The organism is uncultured Roseicyclus sp. (genome assembly GCF_937892565.1).
Lineage (GTDB): Bacteria > Pseudomonadota > Alphaproteobacteria > Rhodobacterales > Rhodobacteraceae > Roseicyclus.
On the sequence record NZ_CALAHQ010000023.1, the window covers coordinates 83,137 to 103,334 of the forward strand.

Genomic DNA, 20,198 nt, shown 5'->3' on the forward strand with positions numbered 1-20,198 from the left:
CGCCTTTCTGCTGCATCGGGGATTTGTGGGACAGTTGCCTGCCGGGCCTTAAGGCGAAGCTAATATTTCGAATTGTTCCTATTTCCTGCGCGTGGCGGTTCAGGGCGGCGTTATCGGTCGCTGCGCAGCAAGATGATTTCCAACCGCTCATTGCGCGGCGACATCGGGTTTTCGGTCACGGGTTCGCGGTCGGCATGCCCCGTGACGCGTTGAATGCGGCGCGCTGGCAAATCCGCTGCCTCAAGCAGGCTGCGAAACAGTTGCGCGCGCTCGGTCGATGCGTGCCAACGTGTCTCGGTGGCCAGAACAAGGGGTTGGGCAATCACATGCCCCTCAACCGCGACGGCGTTGCTGACGGTACCAAACAGGCTTGCCATCACAGCCGCCAACTCAGCCAGCCAAGGTGCCGGTTGCTCGGTCTCGGGGTCGAAAATCAGCCGTCCGGGGCGGGAAAACACCTCGATGATCAAGCCCTCGTCGGTCAAACGTGTGGCGATGTGGGCCAAGATCTCGTCTTGCAAGGCGCTATCGCCGCTTTGCCCGGTGAGCGCGGCGGCCAAAGCCTCGAGCGCGGCGGTTTCGGCGTCACGCGCGTCAGCGTCATGCGCGCTGCCTGACAGGCCAAGGCTTTGGCGCCCTTCGGTCGGGCGCAGGCTTGTTGCGCCGGTGCCCGACTGCGCGGTGGTGTTTTCGGCGAACGGGCTTTCGCCCCCGAATGCGCCATCACCACCGCCCGAAATGCGCGCGATGGGAATATTGGGCGAGAAGTAATCGGCAAGCCCCTTGCGCTGCTGTTCCGTTGTCGCGTTGAGCAGCCACATCAGCATGAAGAACGCCATCATCGCCGTGACGAAATCGGCATAGGCGACCTTCCACGCGCCGCCATGATGGCCGCCACCGGCGATCACCTTTTTGCGCTTCACGATCAAGGGGCGGGTTGTATTGTCAGTCTTGGCCATGCACGCAGGCGTAGCACAACGACCCTGAACAGCGTGTTAACGCGGCCTCAAGCCGACACGGGGCGCAGTTGGCGGGCCAACAGGGCGCTGATCGCCAGCATCACGGCGGCCACCGCCAGACAGGCGGGCAAACCGCCCCATTGATAGCTCAGCCCCGACAAAAGCGTGCCGATCAGCCGCCCCGCCGCATTGGCCATGTAGTAAAAGCCCACATCCATCGTCACCCGCTCGGCCCGCGTGAAGGCAAGGATCAGATAGGAATGCAGCGCCGAATTGATGGCGAAAATCGCGCCGAAACCCAAGAGCCCCGCAATCAGCGTGCCCGTCAGCCACGGCGCAGGCGCACCCGCGAACCACACCAGCGCGGCCAAAAGCGCAGGCAACAGCGCAAGACCCAAGGCCCAAGTCCAGGCTTCATTTATCAAGACCGCTTGGCCGCGTGTATCGGCCCTGAGCAGACGCGGCGCGCTGGCCTGAACCGCACCGTAAAGGATGATCCAGACCGCCATGAAGCTTCCGATGGTGAAAAACGCCACCCGGTTTCCCGCCACCGTGCCATCCGACAGCACAGCGTAGAAATAGATCGGGATGCCCACGACAAACCACACATCGCGCGCGCCGAACAAGAACACGCGTGCCGCCGACAGCCAGTTGACGTTGTGCGATTTGGAAAACACCTCGGTGAATTTCGCCCCTTTGCGCCCGGTGGGCAGGCCGCTTGGCATGCGCACCGCGATCACCAACAAGATCACGGCCAGCACAGCGGCCATTGCCAGCACCGAACCGACAAAGCCGACAAGAGCGAGCATCGCCGCCCCGAGAAGGAAACCCAAGCCCTTGACCGCGTTCTTCGACCCGGTCAGCAACGCAACCCAGCGAAACAGCACCCCCTCGCCTGCGGGCGCAAGCAGTTTCACCGCCGATTTTGACGACATCTTGGCCAGATCCTTGGCCACGCCCGACACCCCCTGCACGCACATCACGAAGGCGACCGAGGCGGCGATCCCCCATGCGGGGTCAAGCTGTGCCAGCGCGATCAACGCCACGATCTGCAAGCCAAGCCCTGCATAAAGCGTCGCCGTCAGGCCAAAGCGCGCCGCGATCCAGCCTGCCGACAGGTTCGTCACGATGCCCGCGATCTCGTACAAGATGAACAGATAGGCCAGCTGCACCGGGGAAAAGCCCAGCGTATGGAAATGCAAAAGCACCAGCATGCGCAGCGCGCCATCGGTCAGCATGAAGGCCCAATAGGCGGCCGTCACCGCGATATAGGCGGCCATGCCCGCAGGGCGCCGGGACGCATCGGTCATGGGTTGGCGCCAACCATCAGCGCCACATCGACCAGCCGGTGGGCATAGCCCATTTCATTGTCATACCAGGCGTAAATCTTGACCTGCGTGCCGTTCACAACCATCGTGGAAGGCGCATCAATGATGCTGGAGCGTGTGTCGTTGGTATAGTCCGCGCTGACCAGCGGACGCTCTTCATAGCCGAGGATTCCCGCCAGCGATCCGGCAGCGGCCAGCTTGAACAGGGCGTTGACCTCCTCGGCGGTGGTGGGGCGGACCACCTCGAACACGCAATCGGTGAGCGAGGCGTTCAACAGCGGCACGCGCACCGCATGGCCGTTCAGCTTGCCGGTCAGTTCCGGGTAGATCAGCGTGATCGCCGTGGCGCTGCCTGTTGTCGTGGGGATCAGGCTGTTCAAGGCCGATCTGGCACGGCGCAGATCCTTGGCGGGGCGGTCCACGATGGTCTGGGTGTTGGTCACGTCATGGATCGTGGTGATCGAGCCGTGCTTGATGCCCAGACCCTCGTGGATGACCTTGACCACGGGGGCCAGACAATTGGTGGTGCAACTGGCCGCCGTGACGATCCGGTGCTGCGCGGGGTCATAGATGTCGTGGTTCACGCCATAAACAATATTGACCGCGCCGCCATCCTTGACCGGGGCCGAGACCACCACGCGCTTCACGCCCGCGTCGAAATAGGGCTGGATCTTGGCCGCCGTCTTGAAGACGCCGGTGCAGTCGATCACCACATCGACCCCATCAAGCGGCAGCTTTGCAAGATCGCGTTCCTTGAAAACCGGCAAGCGCCGCCCGTCGATGGTGATGCTGTCGGCATCGCTGTGGATGTCGGCCTGCCAGCGGCCATGCACGGTGTCGAATTCCAGCAGATGCGCATGCATCGCCGGATCGCCCACCGCATCGTTGATCCATGCGATCCTGGCACCGCGTTCCAGAAGCGGGCGCAGCGCCAGCTTGCCGATCCGGCCCAGTCCGTTCAATGCATAGGTGGTCATTGCGAAACTCCATCCGCGCGGGCGATGTCATCGAGCGCATGCTGCAGGGATATCCGGTCGAGCGCCGCCAAGGGCAGCGCGGCAAAGGCCGTGATGCGATTGCGCAACATGCCATAGGCGTGCTGAAAGGCCAGCATCCGCTCGGCCTCGGTGCCGGTGGCCTTGACCGGGTCCGGGGTGCTCCAATGGGCGCTGAGCGGCTGGCCTGACCAGGGTGGGCAGGCCTCGTTGGCGGCGCGGTCACAGACGGTAAAGACGAAATCAAAGGCCGTCACATCGCCGCCCTGAAATTCCGCCACATGCTTGGATCGCAGATCGCCGGTCGGATAACCCTTGCTCTGCAACATCTTTACCGCCAGCGGGTTCAGGTCCGATTGCGGCTTGGTGCCGGCTGAAAACACATCGAACCGGTCGCCTGCGATCTTGCGCAGGATCGATTCGGCAAAGATGGAGCGGGCGGAATTCCCGGTGCAGATGAACAGCACGCGGTAGCGGCGGGCGGATGTCATGGGTCTGTCTCCGAAAGGGTCGATAAGGGCTGCGGGTGGGCACAAATCGGGGCGCCCAAGACAGCAATCGGTCCAAAGCGCGCCGGTCAGCGCGCGGATGCCGGCAAGATCGGGGCCATAGCGCAAAAAGGTGCCGCTGCGCGCGCGGGTGATCAGCCCCGCCTGCAACAGATCGGCCAGATAGGCGCTCAGGGTGTTGGGTTTCAGGCCCAGCACCACGGCGATTTCGCCGGCGGGCAGCGGGTCGGGATGACGGCGGATCAAAAGGCGCAACACATCCAGCCGCGCCGGATGGCCAAGGGTCGCGAATCGATCTGACAAGGTAATTTCCATATTTCTGGAAATATGGAAATTGTGGCGCATGACAAGTGAAGCTTTTGTGACGCTGGCGCAAGGATCGGACCTGCCGCCTTGCAATCCGCCCAAAGACTGACAAAAGAGATCGGATTGACCGGATCAGACCAGACGCAGCGCATCCATGCCAAATCCTGCCCGCATCCAGACCCCCAGACGCCTGTCTGGCCTTGCATGGCTGGTGGCGGGATTGTGCGTCTTGCCCATGGCGGCGGTGGTGGTGGCCGCCTTGGGCGGTGGCACCGACACGCTGGTGTCCCTCGCCGGATCGGTCTTGCCGCGCTATGCGGGGGCGACGGCGCTTCTGGTGGTGATCGTGGGCACGGGCACGGCAGTCATCGGCACCGCGACCGCATGGCTGGTGACGGCGACCCGCTTTCCGGGGCGGCGGGTGCTGGAAATTGCCCTGGCGCTGCCCTTGACCTACCCGGCCTATGTGCTGGCCTATGCCTATACCGATCTGCTGGACCATCCGGGATGGGTGCAGACAAGCTTGCGCGATCTGACCGGCTGGGGCCCGCGCGACTATTGGTTCCCGGAAATCCGCTCGCTCGGCGGGGCGGCCGCGATGCTGGTCTTTGTGCTGTACCCCTATGTTTATCTGTTGGCACGGGCGGCGTTCTTGCGGCAATCGGCGACCGCCTACATCGCCGCGCGCACGCTGGGTCAGGGGCCGTGGGGCGCGTTCTTTCGCGTCTCGGTGCCGGTGGCGCGGCCCGCCATCGCGGGCGGCGTCCTTTTGGCGATGATGGAAACCCTCGCCGATTACGGTACGGTCGCCTATTTCGGGGTCCAGACCTTTGCCACGGGCATCTATGTCAGCTGGTTTGGCCTGTTTGATCGGGCGGCGGCGGCGCAATTGGCGCTGTGCCTGTTGGTCGTGGCCCTTGCGCTGGCCACGCTGGAACAACGTCAGCGCCAGAACCAGCGCCACCATGACGCCGGGCGCCGCTTTGAACGGATGGAACCCGTAACCTTGCGCGGACGTGCGGCGGCGGGCGCGGTCGCGATCTGTGCGCTGCCGGTGTTTTTCGGCTTTCTGCTGCCCACGGGCATCTTGATCGCGCTGGCCTCGGGCGCCAGCCAGATATTGCTTTCACCACGCTATCTGGCATTTCTCCAGCATTCGCTGACGCTTGCGGGAATTGCCGCCGGTCTGACCGTGGCGGCGGCGATGGTCATGGGCTTCAACGCGCGGCTGCGCCCCACGCGGGGCACACAAGCCGCGATGCGGATCGCAGGCATCGGCTATGCGGTTCCGGGCGGGGTGATCGCGGTGGGGCTCCTGTTCCCCTTCGCGGCCTTTGACAACTGGCTTGACGCGATCATGGAGGCACAATTCGGCATCGATACCGGGCTTTTGATCACCGGCTCGATCTGGCTGATGATCGCGGCCTACATGGTGCGCTTCATGGCGGTGGCGCTGAACGCCTATGAGTCGGGTCTGTCGACGGTCAACCCCAACATGGATGCGGTGGCGCGCACCTTGGGCCAGGGGCCTGTTCCGATGCTGCGGCGCGTTCACATGCCGATCCTCAGGCCCTCGATCCTGACGGCGCTGTTGATCGTGTTCGTCGATGTGATGAAGGAATTGCCCGCGACGCTGATCTTGCGGCCGTTCAATTATGACACCCTTGCGGTTCAGGCCCACAGGCTGGCGTCGGATGAACGGCTTGCCGAAGCGGCGGTGCCCAGCCTTGTCATCGGCGCGGTCGGCCTGTTGCCAGTGGCGCTCTTGTGCTGGAGCATCGGCCGCGAGGGGCGCCACACCCGCAGCGCCGTGGACGCAGCACAGGGTCAGGTGTCGGGGACGGTGTGAAGGGATCTTGGTCCACCCGAAGCGCAGGGCGAAACCTGGCATCGCGAACGCCCGTACAGAGCCGCTGTTGCACCACTTTACTGCGGTCGCCCGCACGAAAGCACATCAGACAAAATGCCTGATCGGGGAAAACCTGGGCTTTGGGGGTCAGACCCCTGAGCCTGAGGCCAGAAATTGCAGGCATGAAATCGCGTGAAATATCATTGAAACCTACAGTTTTGTTACTTTCATGTTACCCGCACGATCGTCAAACGCCATGTCGCTGCGTCCGTGAAAATATTCGTCTACGGCCTTTTTACAGCCACCCCAATCAAAATAGTCGTCAAATATCAGCGAGCCGCCCTTGGCTAGCATTGGCCAAATACGGACGATGCATGTCTTGACGGGATCATACCAATCCACATCGATATGAGCGAAGGCCACAGGTTCTTCGACGATCATGGTATCCTGGAGAAGACCCTTGTAAAGTTCAATGCGTTCAACGGCTTCGTTTCCAACCAGTTCCCTGACATTGGACAGCACATAGCCCTGAAGGTCGCCTCGGTATCCATAGTAGGTATCTCCCCCGATACCCTTGCTTCTTCCGCTTATTATGGTTGCATATCGCTGATGCACGTCAGGCGGATCTTCGGGGCCCGGCGCCGGGATCATTTCAAAGGTGTCGTAGACGCTGATTGCACGGTCAGGCGCGTATGACGCGATCAAGACAAGTGATCCGCCAAGCGCACAACCAGCCTCAAGAATCCGACCTTCGATACCGTTCTTGTCGATCTCGCGTAGGGTCCTGATGATCTGGAGCATCTTTCGCTGCGAAAGATAGGTCAGCCTTCGATGTCTGATTTGTGACACGATGCCTTTTGGATCTTCTCCAATAAGGATCAACCTGGCCTTGGCTTCGGACACATTCCTTCGCAGAACATTTGCGAGTTTCAAACCTGTGGCTCCTGTCTTGCAGCATGTCTCGCTGGGCAGTTGATAGCGCCATGAGAAAATTGCAACTTGAAGTGAAACTTTCGCTTTGTACCGCAGAACATGGTGCTTGCGTTGACCAAGCCATGACAGACAGGCGGTTCGCTAAGCGTTCATTCCTCTGACGTTCACTATCTGAATTGCCGCAAACGGGCTCTGCCCGCAACCCTGTCGTTCACCGCAACGGCAGCGACAGTCGGCCCTGCGCCCCTTGATGGCTCTTCAGCCCACCCCCGCAATCCACAAACGAAAGAACGGGCGCCCCCATCGAAGGGCACCCGCCAATTCAGCCCCCCTTGGGGATCACTCCCAGCCGGCGTTTGCCAGAACCTGCACCGCCACTTCGACATTGGCGGCGATGTCGCTCAGGTCGATGGTGTCGGGGCGAAAGATTCCCAAGGCGGCGACCGATGGCGACAGGCCCACACCGGGCACGGCGGGGTATTCGTCATTGCCGGCCGAGAAATACTGCTGCGCCTGGTCCGAGGTCAGGTATTCCAGAAACCTGATCGCATTCTCGCGGTTGGGCGCATGGGCCGCCACGCCGCCCCCCGACACGTTCATATGCGCGCCGATGTCGTTCTGGTTGGGAAAGACCCAGCCGATATTGGCCAGCTGCTCGGGCGTGATCTGGCTGTCGCCTTCGCGGATGATGCGCGAGAAGTAATAAGTGTTCGACATGGCGATGTCGCATTCGCCCGAGGCGATGGCGCGAAGCTGGTCGGTGTCGCCACCTTGCGGCGCGCGGGCGAAGTTGCCCACAACGGCATTCGCCCAATCCTGCACCGCTGCCTCGCCCAGATGCGCGATCAGCCCCGCCACGATGTTTTGTGTATAGACGTTGGTGGCGGACCGGATGCAGACCTGACCGGCATAGTCGGGCTTGGCCAGATCCTGATAGGTCAGCGGCGGGTTGGTCACTTCGGTCTTGTCGTAAAAGAGGATCCGGGCGCGCTGCGAGAACGAAAACCAGTGGTTGCCATCATCTTGCAGATAGGCAGGCACGCGGGTTTCAAGGATTTCGCTTTCGACCGGCTGCAACAGGCCCATGGCCGTCGCGCGCGCCAGACGCACGGTGTCAACGGTCAGGAACACGTCGGCGGGGCTGTTGGCGCCCTCTGCCTGCATGCGGGCGATCAGTTCGTCGGCATTGCCTTCGATCCGGTTGACGGTGATGCCCGTCAGGGCGGTGAAATCGGAATAAAGCCGTTCGTCGGTGTCGTAATGGCGCGAGGAATAGAGGTTCAGCTCCTGCGCCTGTGCGGCAGTCAGGGTCGAGGCCGCGATGGCTGTGCCCAAAAGGGCGGCAAGGGTGCGGGTCATGGCAAGCTCCGTGATGGGTCAATTCTATACCTGACTGAAACACTCAGCTGGGTTGAGGCCCTTGAAACCCATCGCAAAGCCCAAGTCAACATTTCTGACAAAAATAATAGGGATACCGTGCCCGCTTGCCGCAGTTGCCCGTCCGGTGCAGGGTCGCGCGTGATCAAGGACAAGGGGAAAATGATGCGCGCCGGCATTGCCTTTCTGGTTCTGGCCTATGTGCTTAGCCAGTTCTACCGCGCCTTTCTGGCGGTGCTGTCACCTGTGCTGATCGCGGAAATCGGGGCCTCGACGGGCGATCTGGCGCGGGCCTCGGGGCTGTGGTTCGTGGCCTTTGCGCTGATGCAGCTTCCGGTGGGATGGGCGCTGGATCATCTGGGGCCACGGCGCACGGCGGCGAGCCTGTTCCTGATCGGTGGCGCGGGCGGTGCCGGGGTGTTCGCCATGGCACAGGGGCCGGGTGCGATCACGGTGGCGATGATCCTGATCGGCATCGGTTGCGCACCGATCCTGATGGCGACCTATTTCATCTTTGCGCGCGCATTTTCTGCGGCGGTGTTTGGCACCTTGGCGGGTGTCACTGTCGGGCTGTCGTCGCTGGGCAACATCTTGTCGGCGGCACCGCTGGCCTATCTGATCGAAGGCTTCGGCTGGCGCGCGACGGTGGGCGGATTTGCGGTGCTGACGGCGGTGATCGCGCTGGCCATCGCGGTTCTGGTGCGCGACCCGCCCAAACCCGAGGGCGAAGCAACAGGGTCGCTGATGGATTTGCTGCGCATGCCGCAGCTTTGGCCCATCCTTGTGATGATGTTCATCTGCTACGCGCCCGCCGCCGGGCTGCGCGGGTTGTGGATCAGCCCCTATCTGGGCGACCGCTTTGGGGCCGACCTTGGCCAATTGGGCATGGCCGCGCTGGTGATGGGCCTGGCAATGGTGGCGGGAAATTTTCTGTATGGTCCAGCCGACCGGATATGGGGCAGCCGCAAGCGGCCGATCGTGATCGGCAACACGGTGGTGGCGCTCTTGTGCCTGAGTTTCTGGGCGATGCCGCCCAGTGGCCTGTGGGCGGCGGTCGCGGTCTTTGCGCTGATCGGCTTGTTCGGCGCATCCTACCCCATCGTCATCAGCCATGGCCGCAGCTTTTGCCCCCCACATCTGACGGGGCGGGGGGTCACGCTGTTGAACCTGTTTGGCATGGGCGGCGCGGGCGTGATGCAATTTGCCAGCGGCCCGACCTATGCAGCACTGGCCCAGACGCGCGCCCCGGCCGAAGCCTATGGCGCGCTGTTCGGGCTGATCGGGCTGGCAATCCTCGCCGGGCTGACCCTCTATCTTTGGGCGAAGGACAGCACCGGCTAGACCAGCATCACGCCGCGCGACTGCGCCGCGGGCGACGGCCTTTGGGGGCAGCATCGGCAAAAGGGCGATGGGCGGATTTGCCGGCCTTGCCATGCCCCTGCCCCTGCCCTTGCCCCTGACCCGGTGCGCGCCCGCGGCCACCACCACCGCCACCGCGCTGGGGTTTTTCCATCTTGACCGCCTTGGGCCGGGTGCCGCTGGCGACGGGGATTTCCACCTTCATCAGCTTTTCGATCTGCACCAGCAGATCGACCTCTTCGGCGCAGCAAAAGGCGATTGCCTCACCCTCGCGGCCGGCGCGCGCGGTGCGGCCGATGCGGTGCACGTAATTGTCGGGCGTGTCGGGCAATTCATAGTTGATCACATAGGCCACGCCGGGAATGTCGATGCCGCGCGCGGCCACATCGGTGGCCACCAGCACATTGATCGTGCCGTCGCGGAACGCCTTGATCGCACGATCGCGCTGGCCCTGGCTTTTGTTGCCATGGATCGAGGCGGCGTTGAAACCGTCATCGACCAGACCCTTCATCAGCTTTTCCGCACCGTGTTTGGTGCGCGCGAACACCAGCGTCAGCGCGTCACGATCCCGGTTCAAGATCTCGCGCAAGACAGCGGGCTTGGCGCCCTTGTCCATGTAGCGCAGCGATTGCGTGACCTTGTCAGCGGCCTTGCCGGGCGGGGCCACCTGAACCCGGCGCGGGTTGGTCAGATAGGCGCGTGACAATTCTTCCATCTGCTTGGGCATGGTTGCCGAAAACAGCATGGTCTGGCGCGGCGTGCCCAAAGCGGGCGCGATGCGGCGCAGCGCATGGATAAAGCCCAGATCCAGCATCTGGTCGGCCTCATCGAGCACCAGATGGCGCGCCTGGCGCAGATCGACCGCGCCGCGATCCATCAGATCGATCAGGCGGCCGGGTGTGGCCACCAGAATATCGGTGCCACGCGCAAGGGTGGCGATCTGGCGCCCGATCGACTGACCGCCGACGACGGTGGCGATCTTGATCTGGGTGTTGAGCGTAAAGACCCGCAAGCTGTCGGCGATCTGGTTGGCCAGTTCACGCGTGGGCGCAAGGATCAGCGCGCGCGCCGTCCGCGTCTGGGGACGGGTGTTTTCATCCATCAGATGCGCAATCAGCGGCAGGCCAAAGGCCAGCGTCTTGCCTGTGCCGGTCTGGGCAAGGCCCAAGATGTCATGACCATCCAGCGCCAGCGGAATCGCCTGATTCTGAATGGGGGTTGGGGTGTCAAAGCCAGACGCCTTGAGCGCCTTGAGCAGCGCGGGCTTCAGCCCGAGCATGTCGAAATCGAACAAATCATATCCTTTCGGGCGCCGCATCACGCGGCAGCCATCGATCAGGGGCCACACACGGATGTGCATGGCGGACGAGGGTGCGACCGGGCCGCGTATCGGCGCGATCGTCAGACCCCTGCGTGACGGGAACCTGGGAAGTTGTCTGTCGCTGTCAGGTGCGCGGGGCATCCCCGCCGTCCGACTGCTCACGCGGCAGCGCAGCGACATGTGGGGCACATGCGATGTCCGACCGCGCATGTCAAGCGCCACGGCCCTTTTCCTTGGCGGGTGCTTCCTTTATGTGCCGATCCATCCACAAGGATAAGGACCAAGGAATATGGGATACCGAGTCGTCGTCGCCGGTGCCACGGGCAATGTGGGCCGCGAAATGCTGAACATCCTCGCCGAGCGGGAATTCCCCATCGACGAGATCGTGGCGCTGGCCAGCCGAAAATCGCTGGGCACTGAATGCAGCTTTGGCGACAAGACCCTGAAAACCAAGGACCTCGACACCTTTGATTTCACGGGCTGGGACATCGCGCTGTTTGCCGTCGGCTCCGAGGCGACGGCAATCTACGCGCCCAAGGCCGCCAAGGCAGGCTGCGTGGTGATCGATAACTCTTCGCTCTACCGCTATGATCCCGACGTGCCGCTGGTGGTGCCCGAGGTGAACCCCGAGGCGGTTCTGGGCTATTCCAGAAAAAACATCATCGCCAACCCCAATTGCTCAACCGCGCAGATGGTTGTGGCGCTCAAGCCGCTGCATGACCGCGCGCGCATCAAGCGGGTGGTGGTCAGCACCTATCAATCCGTGTCGGGCGCGGGCAAGGCGGGCATCGATGAGCTTTGGGACCAGACCAAGAGCATCTACAACCCGACCGACAGCAAGCCGCCCAGGAAATTCACCAAGCAGATCGCCTTTAACGTGATCCCCCATATCGACAAGTTCATGGAGGATGGATCGACCAAGGAAGAATGGAAGATGGTGGTCGAGACCAAGAAGATCCTCGATCCCAAGATCAAGGTCACGGCCACCTGTGTGCGCGTGCCGGTCTTTGTCGGCCATTCCGAGGCAATCAACATCGAATTCGAGGAATTCCTCGACGAAGAGGAAGCCCGCGATATCCTGCGCGAGGCGCCCGGCGTCATGGTGATCGACAAGCGCGAGGATGGTGGCTACATCACCCCCATCGAATGCGTGGGCGATTACGCCACCTTTGTCAGCCGCATCCGGCAAGACAGCACGCTGGATAACGGGCTGAACCTGTGGTGCGTGTCCGACAATCTGCGCAAGGGGGCCGCGCTGAACGCGGTGCAGATCGCCGAAACGCTGGGCAACCGGGTTCTGAAAAAAGGCTGATCGCCCAATCCACGATACATGCGGCCGGCCCGGATCACCCCGTGGCCGGCCTTGTGCTGTGCGGTGTTTGGCGGGCGGGCGCGCAAGACAGCAAATCCCCGTTTTGCCATTGCGTCGCGCTGGCCAAAGCCGCACCCTTGGCGCAAGACGCGTCACCAGAGCGGAGTGTACATCCATGCGTATCGCCCTAACCCTTGCGGCCCTGTTGGCGAGCAGCGCCACCGCCCTTGCAGATGACATCTTGATCCGTGCCGATATCGCGCAAGCCACGGTGTTTTTGTCGGGTGCCGAGGTAACGCGCCGGGCCGAAGTGACCATCCCCGCCGGCGAGCATCGGCTTTTGATCGCGATGCCCGATGCGGGGCTGGCCCATCTGGTCGGGGTCGAAGGGCCCGAAGGGGTGATCCTTGGCCAACCCAGCCTGATGACCGCCCAGCCCCTGACGATTGGTGCGTTGGATGATCCCCAACAGGCGGCAGCACGCGACTTGGTGCTTGCGGCCGAGGATGCACTGGCGGCGGCGGTCGACACGCTGGCGCTGTCGGATGGTGCGATCCGCGCGATCGAGGTGCAGCTTGCCTATCTCGATGGCTTGTCCGGCGATGGCATGACCGGAACCGACCCGGCGCTGTTGTCACAGCTTTTGTCAACACTGGGCGCGGAAACGGCTCGGCTTGAGGGGGCTTTGCACGCCGCCCGCATCGCCCGCCGCGACCCGGCACAAGCGGTAGAGGACCGACAAGAGGAACTGGCGCGCGCCCTTGACGCGCTGGCCCGGCTTTCGCCCTTTGACAACCGTGTGGATATGGTCGCGCTGTCCGTGACCGCCGCCCAAGCGACCATGGGGGCAATCACGCTCGATTACTTCACCCACGCGGCGCATTGGACACCCAGCCATGAATTGCGCCTTGAGACCGGGCGCGACGCGCTGAGCCTTGCGCGCTTTGTCACCGTCGCGGTTGAAGGCCCTGCGCGCTGGCACAATGTCGCCATGCGCTTTTCCACCGCCGAACCCTTTCGCCAGCGCGACCCAAGCCCGCTTTGGCCTGACCCCGCCCGGATCATGGAACCACGCACGGCCGACACTTTGACGATGTCCGAGGGCATGAGCGACCGGCTGATGCAGCCCGTATCGGCCGATGCGCGTGCTGTTCTGGCGGTCGAGGGGCTGGCGATCAGCTTCGACTACACCACCCCCGTCAGCATCGACGCGACCGGGAAAGCCGTTTTGCCGCTTGATCCCCTGTCACTGCCCACCGTGACCGAGGCCCGTGCCGTGCCACGCCGCGACCAAACCGCGTTTCTGGTGGCCACGGTGCAAAACGACAGCGGCGCGCCGATCCTGCCCGGACAGGCGCGCTTTTTCCGCGATGGCGCGCTCATCGGTGAGGATTGGCTGCCGCTGATTGCAGCGGGCGCCGAGGCCGAGCTGGGCTTTGGTCCGCTCGATCATCTGCCGCTGATCTGGATCGACCGCTCGCTGGCCGAAGGTGACCGGGGCATTTTCACCACCGCCCGCACGCAAAGCAGCCAGATCGCCTTTGGCGTAAGGAACCTGTCGGATCGGCCGGAAACTGTGCGGCTGCTCTATGCCACGCCCTTTGCCGAGCAAGAGGCGCTGACCCTGCGGCTGTCGCTGACCCCCGAACCCGATGCCCGCGATCAAGATGACCAGCGCGGCGTTCATGCGTGGGCGCTTGACCTGCCGCCGGGCGCGCAACGTCTGATCGAAATGACAGCCGCATTCGACTGGCCCGCGGGTCAGGTGCTGCTGTGGCAGCCCTGACACCTCAGAACCGTTCGGCGCGCAACACTTCGCAATCGGTGACGGTGACCAAACCGATATGGCGATCGACCATGGAAAACGCAGCATCGAGCAGGCCATCGAGCCGCTCGGGGCGGATGATGCACACGACGCTGACCATGCCGCCTGCGCGGCTGACCTGTCCCTCGCGGTTCCATTGGCCGGACCGGCCCGATCCACCCAGTACGGGCAACACGGTGAATCCGGTAACCCCCGCCTTGATCAAGGCGGTGGTCAGCCGGGTTTCCATCACCGATTCGATGGTGATTTCGACCCGTTTGGCCTTGTGAGTCTGCATCTGCGTCAGCCTCCGGTGACGGCGCTGGCCACCGCCAGGTAAAGCGGGATGCCAAGCGTCAGGTTAAAGGGAAAGGTCACGCCCAGCGACAGCGTGAGATAGACCGACGGGTTCGCTTCGGGCAAGGCGACCCGCATCGCCGCTGGCACCGCAATATAGGACGCCGAGGCGCAAAGCGTCATGAACAAGACCACACCGCCCGTGGACAGGCCCAGCATCAGACCCGCACCCAGGCCCAGCATCGCGCCGATGGGCGGCATCACCACGCCAAACAGCAACAGACCCGGCGTCAGCACCGCGCGCGCCGATCTGAGGCCGCGCCCTGCGACCAGGCCCATGTCCAGCAAGAACAGACACAGCACCCCTTGAAACGGCGCCACGATGAAGGGCGCGATGCGGTCCATCCCTTCGGCCCCGGTCACCCAGCCGATCAGGAAGGACCCCACCAAAAGCACGATGGACCCATTCAGCAAGATCTCGCGCATCAGCCCCTCTTCCATCGCGGCCCCGGCCTTGCCATAGCGCGCGATGATCCAGAGCGCCGACAAGATCGCGGGCGCCTCCATCACGGCGGCCACGGCGACCATGTAGCCCTCCGATGTCAGCCCCGCCGAAGAGATGACCGAAGTCGCCGCCACGAAGGTCACGATGGAAATGGAGCCATAATGCGCCGCAACCGCCGCCGCATCGGTGACATCAAGCCGTGACATCCCCCGAAGCAGCACAAAGGCGATCACCGGCAGCACAAAGGACAAGATCACGCCCAGCAGAAGCGACATCAGAAGCGTGGCATCGATCCCGTGATCGGCCACGCTGGCCCCGCCCTTGAAGCCGATGGCGAACAAAAGATAGATCGACATCCCCTTGGCGATGGCTTCGGGGATCGACAGGTCGGATTTGGCAAAAGCCGCCAAAAGGCCCAGCGCAAAGAACAGAATGATCGGTGACAGCAGATTTTCGGCCGCAAGCGCCAATATCCCATCCATACGCCCACTCCTGTCGATCGTTGCGTGACAGTGCCTTAGCGGCCCGCTGGGCTTGGGTAAAGCTCAGCCGCGCACGAAGTGGCGCACCTCGCCATCAAAGGTTTCCACATCCATCTCGGACAGGTCGGTCCAAAGCCCGTGCAGCGTCAGCTGGCCCGCATCCACCGCCTGCGCCACAAAGGGATAGCTCATCAGGTTTTCCAGGCTGATCTGGATGCCCTCCTTTTCCAGCGCGGTCTGACGGTGCATGGGGTCGGCGATATCCGCGATCCGGGCCACACCGGGGCGCAACACGTCAAGCCAGCGCCCCACGAAGCTTTCGATCTGGTCCAGCTCGGCCGCCTCGCCGGCGCACATCTGCAAGCATCCCTTCACGCCACCGCATTGCGAATGGCCCTTCACGATGATGTGGTGGACCTTCAGAAACCTGACGGCGTATTCCACAGCCGCCGCGGTGCCTTGGTGATGCCTGTCGGGCGCATAGGGCGGCACCAGATTGGCGATGTTGCGATGCACGAACAATTCGCCGACCTGCTGGCCAAAGACCGGGCCCACCGCCACACGGCTGTCGCAGCAGGCAATCACCATGGCGCGGGGGTTCTGCCCCTCGATCGCCAGTTTTCGAAACAGGTCACGATTGCGTGGAAACTCGTGAATTTTCCAATGCTTGTAGCGATCCAGCAGATAGGGGGGCAGAGATTTCACACGATGCATGTCAGGGGCCGTCCTTTGTCGCACGTCGCGCAGCATTAGCCCAAATGCAGCGCAAATTGGAGGTGCTTTTTGCGCCCGCCCTAAGGCTTTGTTCAGATCGCGACCGAATGGTCAGCCCTGCCCGTGGTGGGGTTGGAATGTGGAGCAAATGAATGAGGGCGGGTGTTACCGAACTTCCGCTGGGGGAGCCGGCTGGCTTTAACCCCGGCCAACTGGAACTTTTGTGTGATCGATTGGGCGAACAGCGCGCCGAGGCCGAGGTGGCCTATGCGCTGGACCGGCTTGCCACCCTGCTCGATCAGATCGCACCCCTGAAGCAGACAGGTGATCATCGCGCCCTCGAAACGCTGTTGGCCGCCCTTGTGCGCGATGCCCGCATGATCGGCATGGCGACGCTGGCGCAAGCCGGGCGGCATGTGCTGGATTGTCTGGAAAGCGGCGATACCGTCGCGCTGGCAGCGACGCTGGCACGGCTCGAACGTGTTGGGGATCGCTCGATCCATGCAATCTGGGATCTGGAGGATGTTTCCGGGTAACGGCCCTTGCGGCGACCGGGTGGGGCGCTAGTGTAGCGCGCGGTCGATACACCCCCAACCCCAGGGCACCATGCACAAAAATCTGCGTTTTGCCGCGCCTGACGCGGATGCCATTCCGATCCGGCTGGTTCCGCCCGACACCGCGCTGGACGACCTGACCGAGGTCGCGCGCGGCTGGGCGCAGCATCATGGCTTTTCTGGCACCTTGGCCCAGATATGCGCCTTGCCGGGATCGTCTGGGCGCCCATCCATGGTTCTTGTCGGTGCGGGCACCGCAGCCGATCGCCGCCGCCAGCGTTTTGCCATCGGCCATGCCATCGCGGGGTTGCCGGGTGCGATCTATGCGCTGACCAACCCGCCAGAAGGTGCCGATGGCGCGGAAATCGCGCTGGGGTATCTGTTTTCAACCTACCGTTTCGACCGCTACCGCAACCAAGGCGCGGCCAAGGCGCAATTGGTTGCCCCCACAGGCGTGGATGCCGCGCGCCTGGAACGGATCGCGGCCGCCGAGGCGCTGACCCGCGATCTGATCAACACCCCCGCCGAAGATATGGGCCCCGACGCGCTTGAGGCGGCGGCGCGCGATCTGGCCGGTGCCTTTGGCGCTGAAATCGCGGTGATCACGGGTGATGATCTGTTGTCGGCCAATCTGCCGCTGATCCATGCCGTGGGACGGGCCGCCGCCCGTGCGCCGCGCCTGATCGACATGCGCTGGGGCGCGGGCAAGCGGACGCTGACGCTGGTGGGCAAGGGCGTGTGCTTTGACACGGGTGGCCTGAACCTCAAGCCCGGCGCGTCGATGGGGCTGATGAAAAAGGATATGGGCGGGGCGGCCACCGTGCTGGGGCTGGCGCAAATGATCATGGCCGAAGGGCTGGATATCACGCTGCGCGTGTTGATCCCGGCGGTGGAAAATGCGGTCTCGGGGGCTGCGTTCCGGCCCGGCGACATCTTTACCGCGTGCAACGGCAAGACGGTCGAGATCAACAACACCGATGCCGAGGGCCGGCTTGTTCTGGCCGATGCGCTGGCGCTGGCCAATGAGGCCCCCGCCGATCTGACCATCTCGATGGCGACGCTGACGGGGGCGGCGCGTGTCGCGGTCGGCCCCGATATCGCGCCCTTCTTCACCGATGATGATGGGCTTGCCGCCGATCTGGCGACAGCGGCGGAACAGGTGGCCGATCCGGTCTGGCGGCTGCCCTTTCATCCGGCCTATGAGCCGCTGATCGAGCCCGGCATCGCCGATCTTGACAATGCGCCCTCGGGCGGGATGGCCGGTGCCATCACGGCGGCGTTGTTCTTGCGCCGCTTTGTGCCCGATGTGCCGCGCTATGCGCATTTCGACATCTATGCCTGGAGCCAGTCGAACGCACCCGGTCGGCCCAAGGGCGGGCTGGGCCAGGGGGCACGGGCGATCTTTCACATGCTGAGCGACGGCGGACAAAAGCCATGACAGACCCGAGAACCACGCCCGCCAACGGACGGGTGGCGCATGTCTCGCTCGAGGGGCAGGTCGAGGCCGAACGCTTCGTCAAGGGCCGCTGGATGATGGTCCAGCAACCGATGGTCAACATCACCGATGCCCCGCGCGGCAACCGGGTCAGCCAGCTTTTGTTCGGCGAGCGTTTTCTGGCGCTGGAAACGACGGATGGTTTTTCCTTTGGCATGACCGCGCGCGATGGCTATGTCGGCTATGTCCTGTCGGGTGCGCTCACCGGGGCCGAGGACGCGACCCATTGGGTCGTCTCGCCGGCCACGCATCTCTATCCCAAGCCAGACATCAAGGAACCGCCCGATGTGGCGCTGTTTTTCGGAAGCTTGGTCCGGGTCGCGGGCGAACGCGACGGCTTTCTGCGCATCCACACAGGCCACCATGTTCCTGCCCGACACCTGATGCCGATCGGCGCGCGGTTTTCGGACCCGGTGGGCATTGCGGATCTGTTTCTGGGCACGCCCTATCTGTGGGGAGGCACCAGCCGATGGGGGATCGATTGTTCCGGCCTTGTGCAAACAGCCCTGATCGCGTGCGGCATCGCCTGTCCGCGTGACAGCGATCAACAGGCAGCAGCGCTGGGCAGCCATCTGCCCGAAGGCGCGAATCTGCGGCGGGGCGATCTGGTGTTCTGGCGCGGCCATGTGGGCATGATGTCGAATGATCACATGCTGCTGCATGCCAATGCCCATCACATGGCCGTCGCTTATGAACCGCTGGCCGATGCGGTGGACCGGATCGCCGCGCGCGAATTCGGCAAAATTACCGCCATCAAGCGGCTTGGTCAGGCGGGCTAAAGTTCGACCAGCCGGATCAGCTTGCGCTCCAGCACGCGCAAGACCGCCGAAAGATCATGCCCCCGCTTCAGGATGCGCCCATCCATGCCGATCACGGCATATTGCCCCTGACGCTCGCGCAGCCTGGGGCGCTTTTCGATGCGGTAGATCGGATGTTCGGCCGCACGGCGAAAGATGGAGAAAACCGCCACCTCCGACAGATGTGATATCCCGTAATCGCGCCACTCGCCGGATGCGACCATGCGACCATAGATGGTCAGGATCACGCCCAATTCCTTGCGGTCAAAGGCCACCTGTTCGGCTTGCGCGGCTGGCCCCATGGGCTGGAAATGCATCACCATCCGAAAATTCTGTGCGCTATGGCCACGAAAATCAAGCACTAACGAAAAAGGCCCCGCCGGGGCGGGGCCTTGTGCGGAATTTGGCGCGGCGCGTTCAGGCGCGCACCAATGCCTCATAGGCGTCTGACATGCCACGCGTCAGCGCGCCCACCTCAAAGGTGTAATCGCCGATCTGGCCCACCGGCGTCACCTCGGCGGCGGTGCCGGTCAGCCAGCACTGCTCAAAGCTTTCCAGCTCTTCGGGCATGATGTGGCGCTGATGCACGGTGATGTTGCGCTCACCCAGCATGCGAATGACGGTCTGGCGCGTGATCCCGTTGAGGAAGCAATCGGCCAGCGGCGTATGCACCTCGCCGTTCTTGACGAAAAAGATGTTGGCGCCGGTCGCTTCGGCGACATAGCCGCGATAGTCGAACATCATCGCATCCGAGCAACCCTTGGCCTCGGCCGCGTGCTTGGACATGGTCGCGATCATGTAAAGCCCGGCCGCCTTGGCCTGATAGGGGGCGGTTTCCGGCGCGGGGCGGCGCCATTTGGCGATATCAAGCTTGGCGCCCTTGGTCTTGGCGTCGCCATAATAATTGCCCCAGCTCCATGCCGCGACGGCCATGCGCACCGGGTTGCGCTTGGACGACACGCCCATGTCATCGCCCGCCCCGCGCCATGCCAGCGCGCGCACATAGGCATCGGTCAGGCCATTGGCCTGCATCACCGCGTATTTCGCGGCCTCGATCTCATCGATGGAATAGGGGATCGACATGTCGATCATCTCGCCCGATTTCAGCAGGCGCTCGGAATGCAGGCGGCTTTCGAAGATCTTGCCGTTATAAGCACGCTCGCCTTCGAACACCGACGAGGCATAGTGCATCGCATGGGTCAGGATATGCACATTGGCCGAGCGCCAATCCACCAGCTTGCCATCCATCCAGATCTTGCCATCACGATCATCATAGGCTCCGGCCATCGGTCCGCTTCCCTG

The 20,198-nt window shown here is 63.2% G+C and carries 19 protein-coding genes; 7 read left to right on the forward strand and 12 right to left on the reverse strand.

The genetic code is table 11. The features are described from left to right. Positions 1-110: 110 nt before the first annotated feature. The 4 genes from Q0094_RS03300 to Q0094_RS03315 all read right to left on the reverse strand — a co-directional run bounded on the left by Q0094_RS03300 (position 111) and on the right by Q0094_RS03315 (position 4,106). Complete coding sequence (locus tag Q0094_RS03300) at positions 111-923, reverse strand: flagellar motor protein MotB (protein WP_366940211.1); 813 nt, start codon at positions 921-923, stop codon at positions 111-113. Between the two features lie 83 nt (positions 924-1,006). After that, complete coding sequence (gene arsJ / locus Q0094_RS03305; protein WP_297615230.1) at positions 1,007-2,269, reverse strand: organoarsenical effux MFS transporter ArsJ; 1,263 nt, start codon at positions 2,267-2,269, stop codon at positions 1,007-1,009. Beyond that, complete coding sequence (locus tag Q0094_RS03310; RefSeq protein ID WP_297615233.1) at positions 2,266-3,264, reverse strand: ArsJ-associated glyceraldehyde-3-phosphate dehydrogenase; 999 nt, start codon at positions 3,262-3,264, stop codon at positions 2,266-2,268. The genes arsJ and Q0094_RS03310 overlap by 4 nt, the downstream gene beginning before the upstream one ends. After that, complete coding sequence (locus Q0094_RS03315; RefSeq protein WP_297615234.1) at positions 3,261-4,106, reverse strand: helix-turn-helix domain-containing protein; 846 nt, start codon at positions 4,104-4,106, stop codon at positions 3,261-3,263. The genes Q0094_RS03310 and Q0094_RS03315 overlap by 4 nt, the downstream gene beginning before the upstream one ends. Before the next feature lie 145 nt (positions 4,107-4,251). Here Q0094_RS03315 and Q0094_RS03320 point away from each other — a divergent pair, with 145 nt between their 5' ends. Then, positions 4,252-5,946 carry an iron ABC transporter permease gene (locus Q0094_RS03320; protein ID WP_297615235.1) on the forward strand — a complete coding sequence of 565 codons (1,695 nt, stop codon included), beginning with the start codon at positions 4,252-4,254 and terminating at the stop codon, positions 5,944-5,946. 210 nt (positions 5,947-6,156) lie between these two features. Here the strand turns inward: Q0094_RS03320 and Q0094_RS03325 are convergent, their stop codons facing one another. Next, positions 6,157-6,879, reverse strand: coding sequence for a TylF/MycF/NovP-related O-methyltransferase (locus Q0094_RS03325; RefSeq protein ID WP_297615236.1), 723 nt, complete (start codon positions 6,877-6,879; stop codon positions 6,157-6,159). A gap of 339 nt (positions 6,880-7,218) precedes the next feature. After that, positions 7,219-8,238, reverse strand: a complete 1,020-nt coding sequence (locus tag Q0094_RS03330) for an extracellular solute-binding protein (protein WP_297615237.1) — start codon at positions 8,236-8,238, stop codon at positions 7,219-7,221. A 183-nt stretch (positions 8,239-8,421) separates the two neighbouring features. On the opposite strand from Q0094_RS03330, the gene Q0094_RS03335 reads away from it, so the two are divergent. Beyond that, a complete protein-coding gene (locus tag Q0094_RS03335; protein ID WP_297615238.1) occupies positions 8,422-9,597 on the forward strand; it encodes an MFS transporter in 1,176 nt (391 codons plus the stop codon). Positions 9,598-9,604: 7 nt separating this feature from the next. On the opposite strand, the gene Q0094_RS03340 is transcribed toward Q0094_RS03335, so the two are convergent. Further along, a complete protein-coding gene (locus Q0094_RS03340; RefSeq protein WP_297615309.1) occupies positions 9,605-10,909 on the reverse strand; it encodes a DEAD/DEAH box helicase in 1,305 nt (434 codons plus the stop codon). A 316-nt stretch (positions 10,910-11,225) separates the two neighbouring features. Here Q0094_RS03340 and Q0094_RS03345 point away from each other — a divergent pair, with 316 nt between their 5' ends. Beyond that, positions 11,226-12,248 carry an aspartate-semialdehyde dehydrogenase gene (locus tag Q0094_RS03345; RefSeq protein WP_297615239.1) on the forward strand — a complete coding sequence of 341 codons (1,023 nt, stop codon included), beginning with the start codon at positions 11,226-11,228 and terminating at the stop codon, positions 12,246-12,248. Positions 12,249-12,423: 175 nt separating this feature from the next. Further along, complete coding sequence (locus tag Q0094_RS03350; RefSeq protein ID WP_297615240.1) at positions 12,424-14,034, forward strand: mucoidy inhibitor MuiA family protein; 1,611 nt, start codon at positions 12,424-12,426, stop codon at positions 14,032-14,034. 4 nt (positions 14,035-14,038) lie between these two features. Here Q0094_RS03350 and Q0094_RS03355 read toward each other — a convergent pair whose 3' ends face one another. The 3 genes from Q0094_RS03355 to Q0094_RS03365 form a co-directional block, all read right to left on the reverse strand. Beyond that, positions 14,039-14,350: a transcriptional regulator gene (locus Q0094_RS03355; protein WP_297615241.1), complete on the reverse strand. Its 312-nt coding sequence runs from the start codon at positions 14,348-14,350 to the stop codon at positions 14,039-14,041. A 5-nt stretch (positions 14,351-14,355) separates the two neighbouring features. Then, a complete protein-coding gene (locus Q0094_RS03360) occupies positions 14,356-15,336 on the reverse strand; it encodes a sodium-dependent bicarbonate transport family permease (protein WP_297615242.1) in 981 nt (326 codons plus the stop codon). Positions 15,337-15,399: 63 nt separating this feature from the next. Further along, positions 15,400-16,050 carry a carbonic anhydrase gene (locus tag Q0094_RS03365; RefSeq protein ID WP_297615243.1) on the reverse strand — a complete coding sequence of 217 codons (651 nt, stop codon included), beginning with the start codon at positions 16,048-16,050 and terminating at the stop codon, positions 15,400-15,402. Between the two features lie 152 nt (positions 16,051-16,202). Here Q0094_RS03365 and Q0094_RS03370 point away from each other — a divergent pair, with 152 nt between their 5' ends. The 3 genes from Q0094_RS03370 to Q0094_RS03380 all read left to right on the forward strand — a co-directional run bounded on the left by Q0094_RS03370 (position 16,203) and on the right by Q0094_RS03380 (position 18,878). After that, complete coding sequence (locus Q0094_RS03370; protein WP_297615244.1) at positions 16,203-16,586, forward strand: hypothetical protein; 384 nt, start codon at positions 16,203-16,205, stop codon at positions 16,584-16,586. A 70-nt stretch (positions 16,587-16,656) separates the two neighbouring features. Then, positions 16,657-18,042, forward strand: a complete 1,386-nt coding sequence (locus Q0094_RS03375) for a M17 family metallopeptidase (RefSeq protein WP_297615245.1) — start codon at positions 16,657-16,659, stop codon at positions 18,040-18,042. Continuing rightward, positions 18,039-18,878: a C40 family peptidase gene (locus Q0094_RS03380; RefSeq protein ID WP_297615246.1), complete on the forward strand. Its 840-nt coding sequence runs from the start codon at positions 18,039-18,041 to the stop codon at positions 18,876-18,878. Before Q0094_RS03375 ends, Q0094_RS03380 begins: the two co-directional genes overlap by 4 nt. On the opposite strand, the gene Q0094_RS03385 is transcribed toward Q0094_RS03380, so the two are convergent. Beyond that, positions 18,875-19,213, reverse strand: a complete 339-nt coding sequence (locus Q0094_RS03385) for a DUF2794 domain-containing protein (protein WP_297615311.1) — start codon at positions 19,211-19,213, stop codon at positions 18,875-18,877. The two genes, Q0094_RS03380 and Q0094_RS03385, sit on opposite strands and share 4 nt — an antisense overlap. Positions 19,214-19,313: 100 nt before the next feature. Next, positions 19,314-20,183: a branched-chain amino acid aminotransferase gene (locus Q0094_RS03390; RefSeq protein WP_297615247.1), complete on the reverse strand. Its 870-nt coding sequence runs from the start codon at positions 20,181-20,183 to the stop codon at positions 19,314-19,316. Positions 20,184-20,198 lie beyond the last annotated feature (15 nt).

Coding starts and splice junctions, on each gene's coding strand:
- Q0094_RS03355 (WP_297615241.1), bottom strand. CDS start 14,350: ATGCAGACTCACAAGGCCAAACGGGTCGAAATCACCATCGAATCGGTG.
- Q0094_RS03315 (WP_297615234.1), bottom strand. CDS start 4,106: ATGGAAATTACCTTGTCAGATCGATTCGCGACCCTTGGCCATCCGGCG.
- Q0094_RS03350 (WP_297615240.1), top strand. CDS start 12,424: ATGCGTATCGCCCTAACCCTTGCGGCCCTGTTGGCGAGCAGCGCCACC.
- Q0094_RS03345 (WP_297615239.1), top strand. CDS start 11,226: ATGGGATACCGAGTCGTCGTCGCCGGTGCCACGGGCAATGTGGGCCGC.
- Q0094_RS03385 (WP_297615311.1), bottom strand. CDS start 19,213: ATGCATTTCCAGCCCATGGGGCCAGCCGCGCAAGCCGAACAGGTGGCC.
- Q0094_RS03320 (WP_297615235.1), top strand. CDS start 4,252: ATGCCAAATCCTGCCCGCATCCAGACCCCCAGACGCCTGTCTGGCCTT.
- arsJ (WP_297615230.1), bottom strand. CDS start 2,269: ATGACCGATGCGTCCCGGCGCCCTGCGGGCATGGCCGCCTATATCGCG.
- Q0094_RS03390 (WP_297615247.1), bottom strand. CDS start 20,183: ATGGCCGGAGCCTATGATGATCGTGATGGCAAGATCTGGATGGATGGC.
- Q0094_RS03335 (WP_297615238.1), top strand. CDS start 8,422: ATGCGCGCCGGCATTGCCTTTCTGGTTCTGGCCTATGTGCTTAGCCAG.
- Q0094_RS03310 (WP_297615233.1), bottom strand. CDS start 3,264: ATGACCACCTATGCATTGAACGGACTGGGCCGGATCGGCAAGCTGGCG.
- Q0094_RS03380 (WP_297615246.1), top strand. CDS start 18,039: ATGACAGACCCGAGAACCACGCCCGCCAACGGACGGGTGGCGCATGTC.
- Q0094_RS03330 (WP_297615237.1), bottom strand. CDS start 8,238: ATGACCCGCACCCTTGCCGCCCTTTTGGGCACAGCCATCGCGGCCTCG.
- Q0094_RS03365 (WP_297615243.1), bottom strand. CDS start 16,050: ATGCATCGTGTGAAATCTCTGCCCCCCTATCTGCTGGATCGCTACAAG.
- Q0094_RS03370 (WP_297615244.1), top strand. CDS start 16,203: ATGAGGGCGGGTGTTACCGAACTTCCGCTGGGGGAGCCGGCTGGCTTT.
- Q0094_RS03375 (WP_297615245.1), top strand. CDS start 16,657: ATGCACAAAAATCTGCGTTTTGCCGCGCCTGACGCGGATGCCATTCCG.
- Q0094_RS03360 (WP_297615242.1), bottom strand. CDS start 15,336: ATGGATGGGATATTGGCGCTTGCGGCCGAAAATCTGCTGTCACCGATC.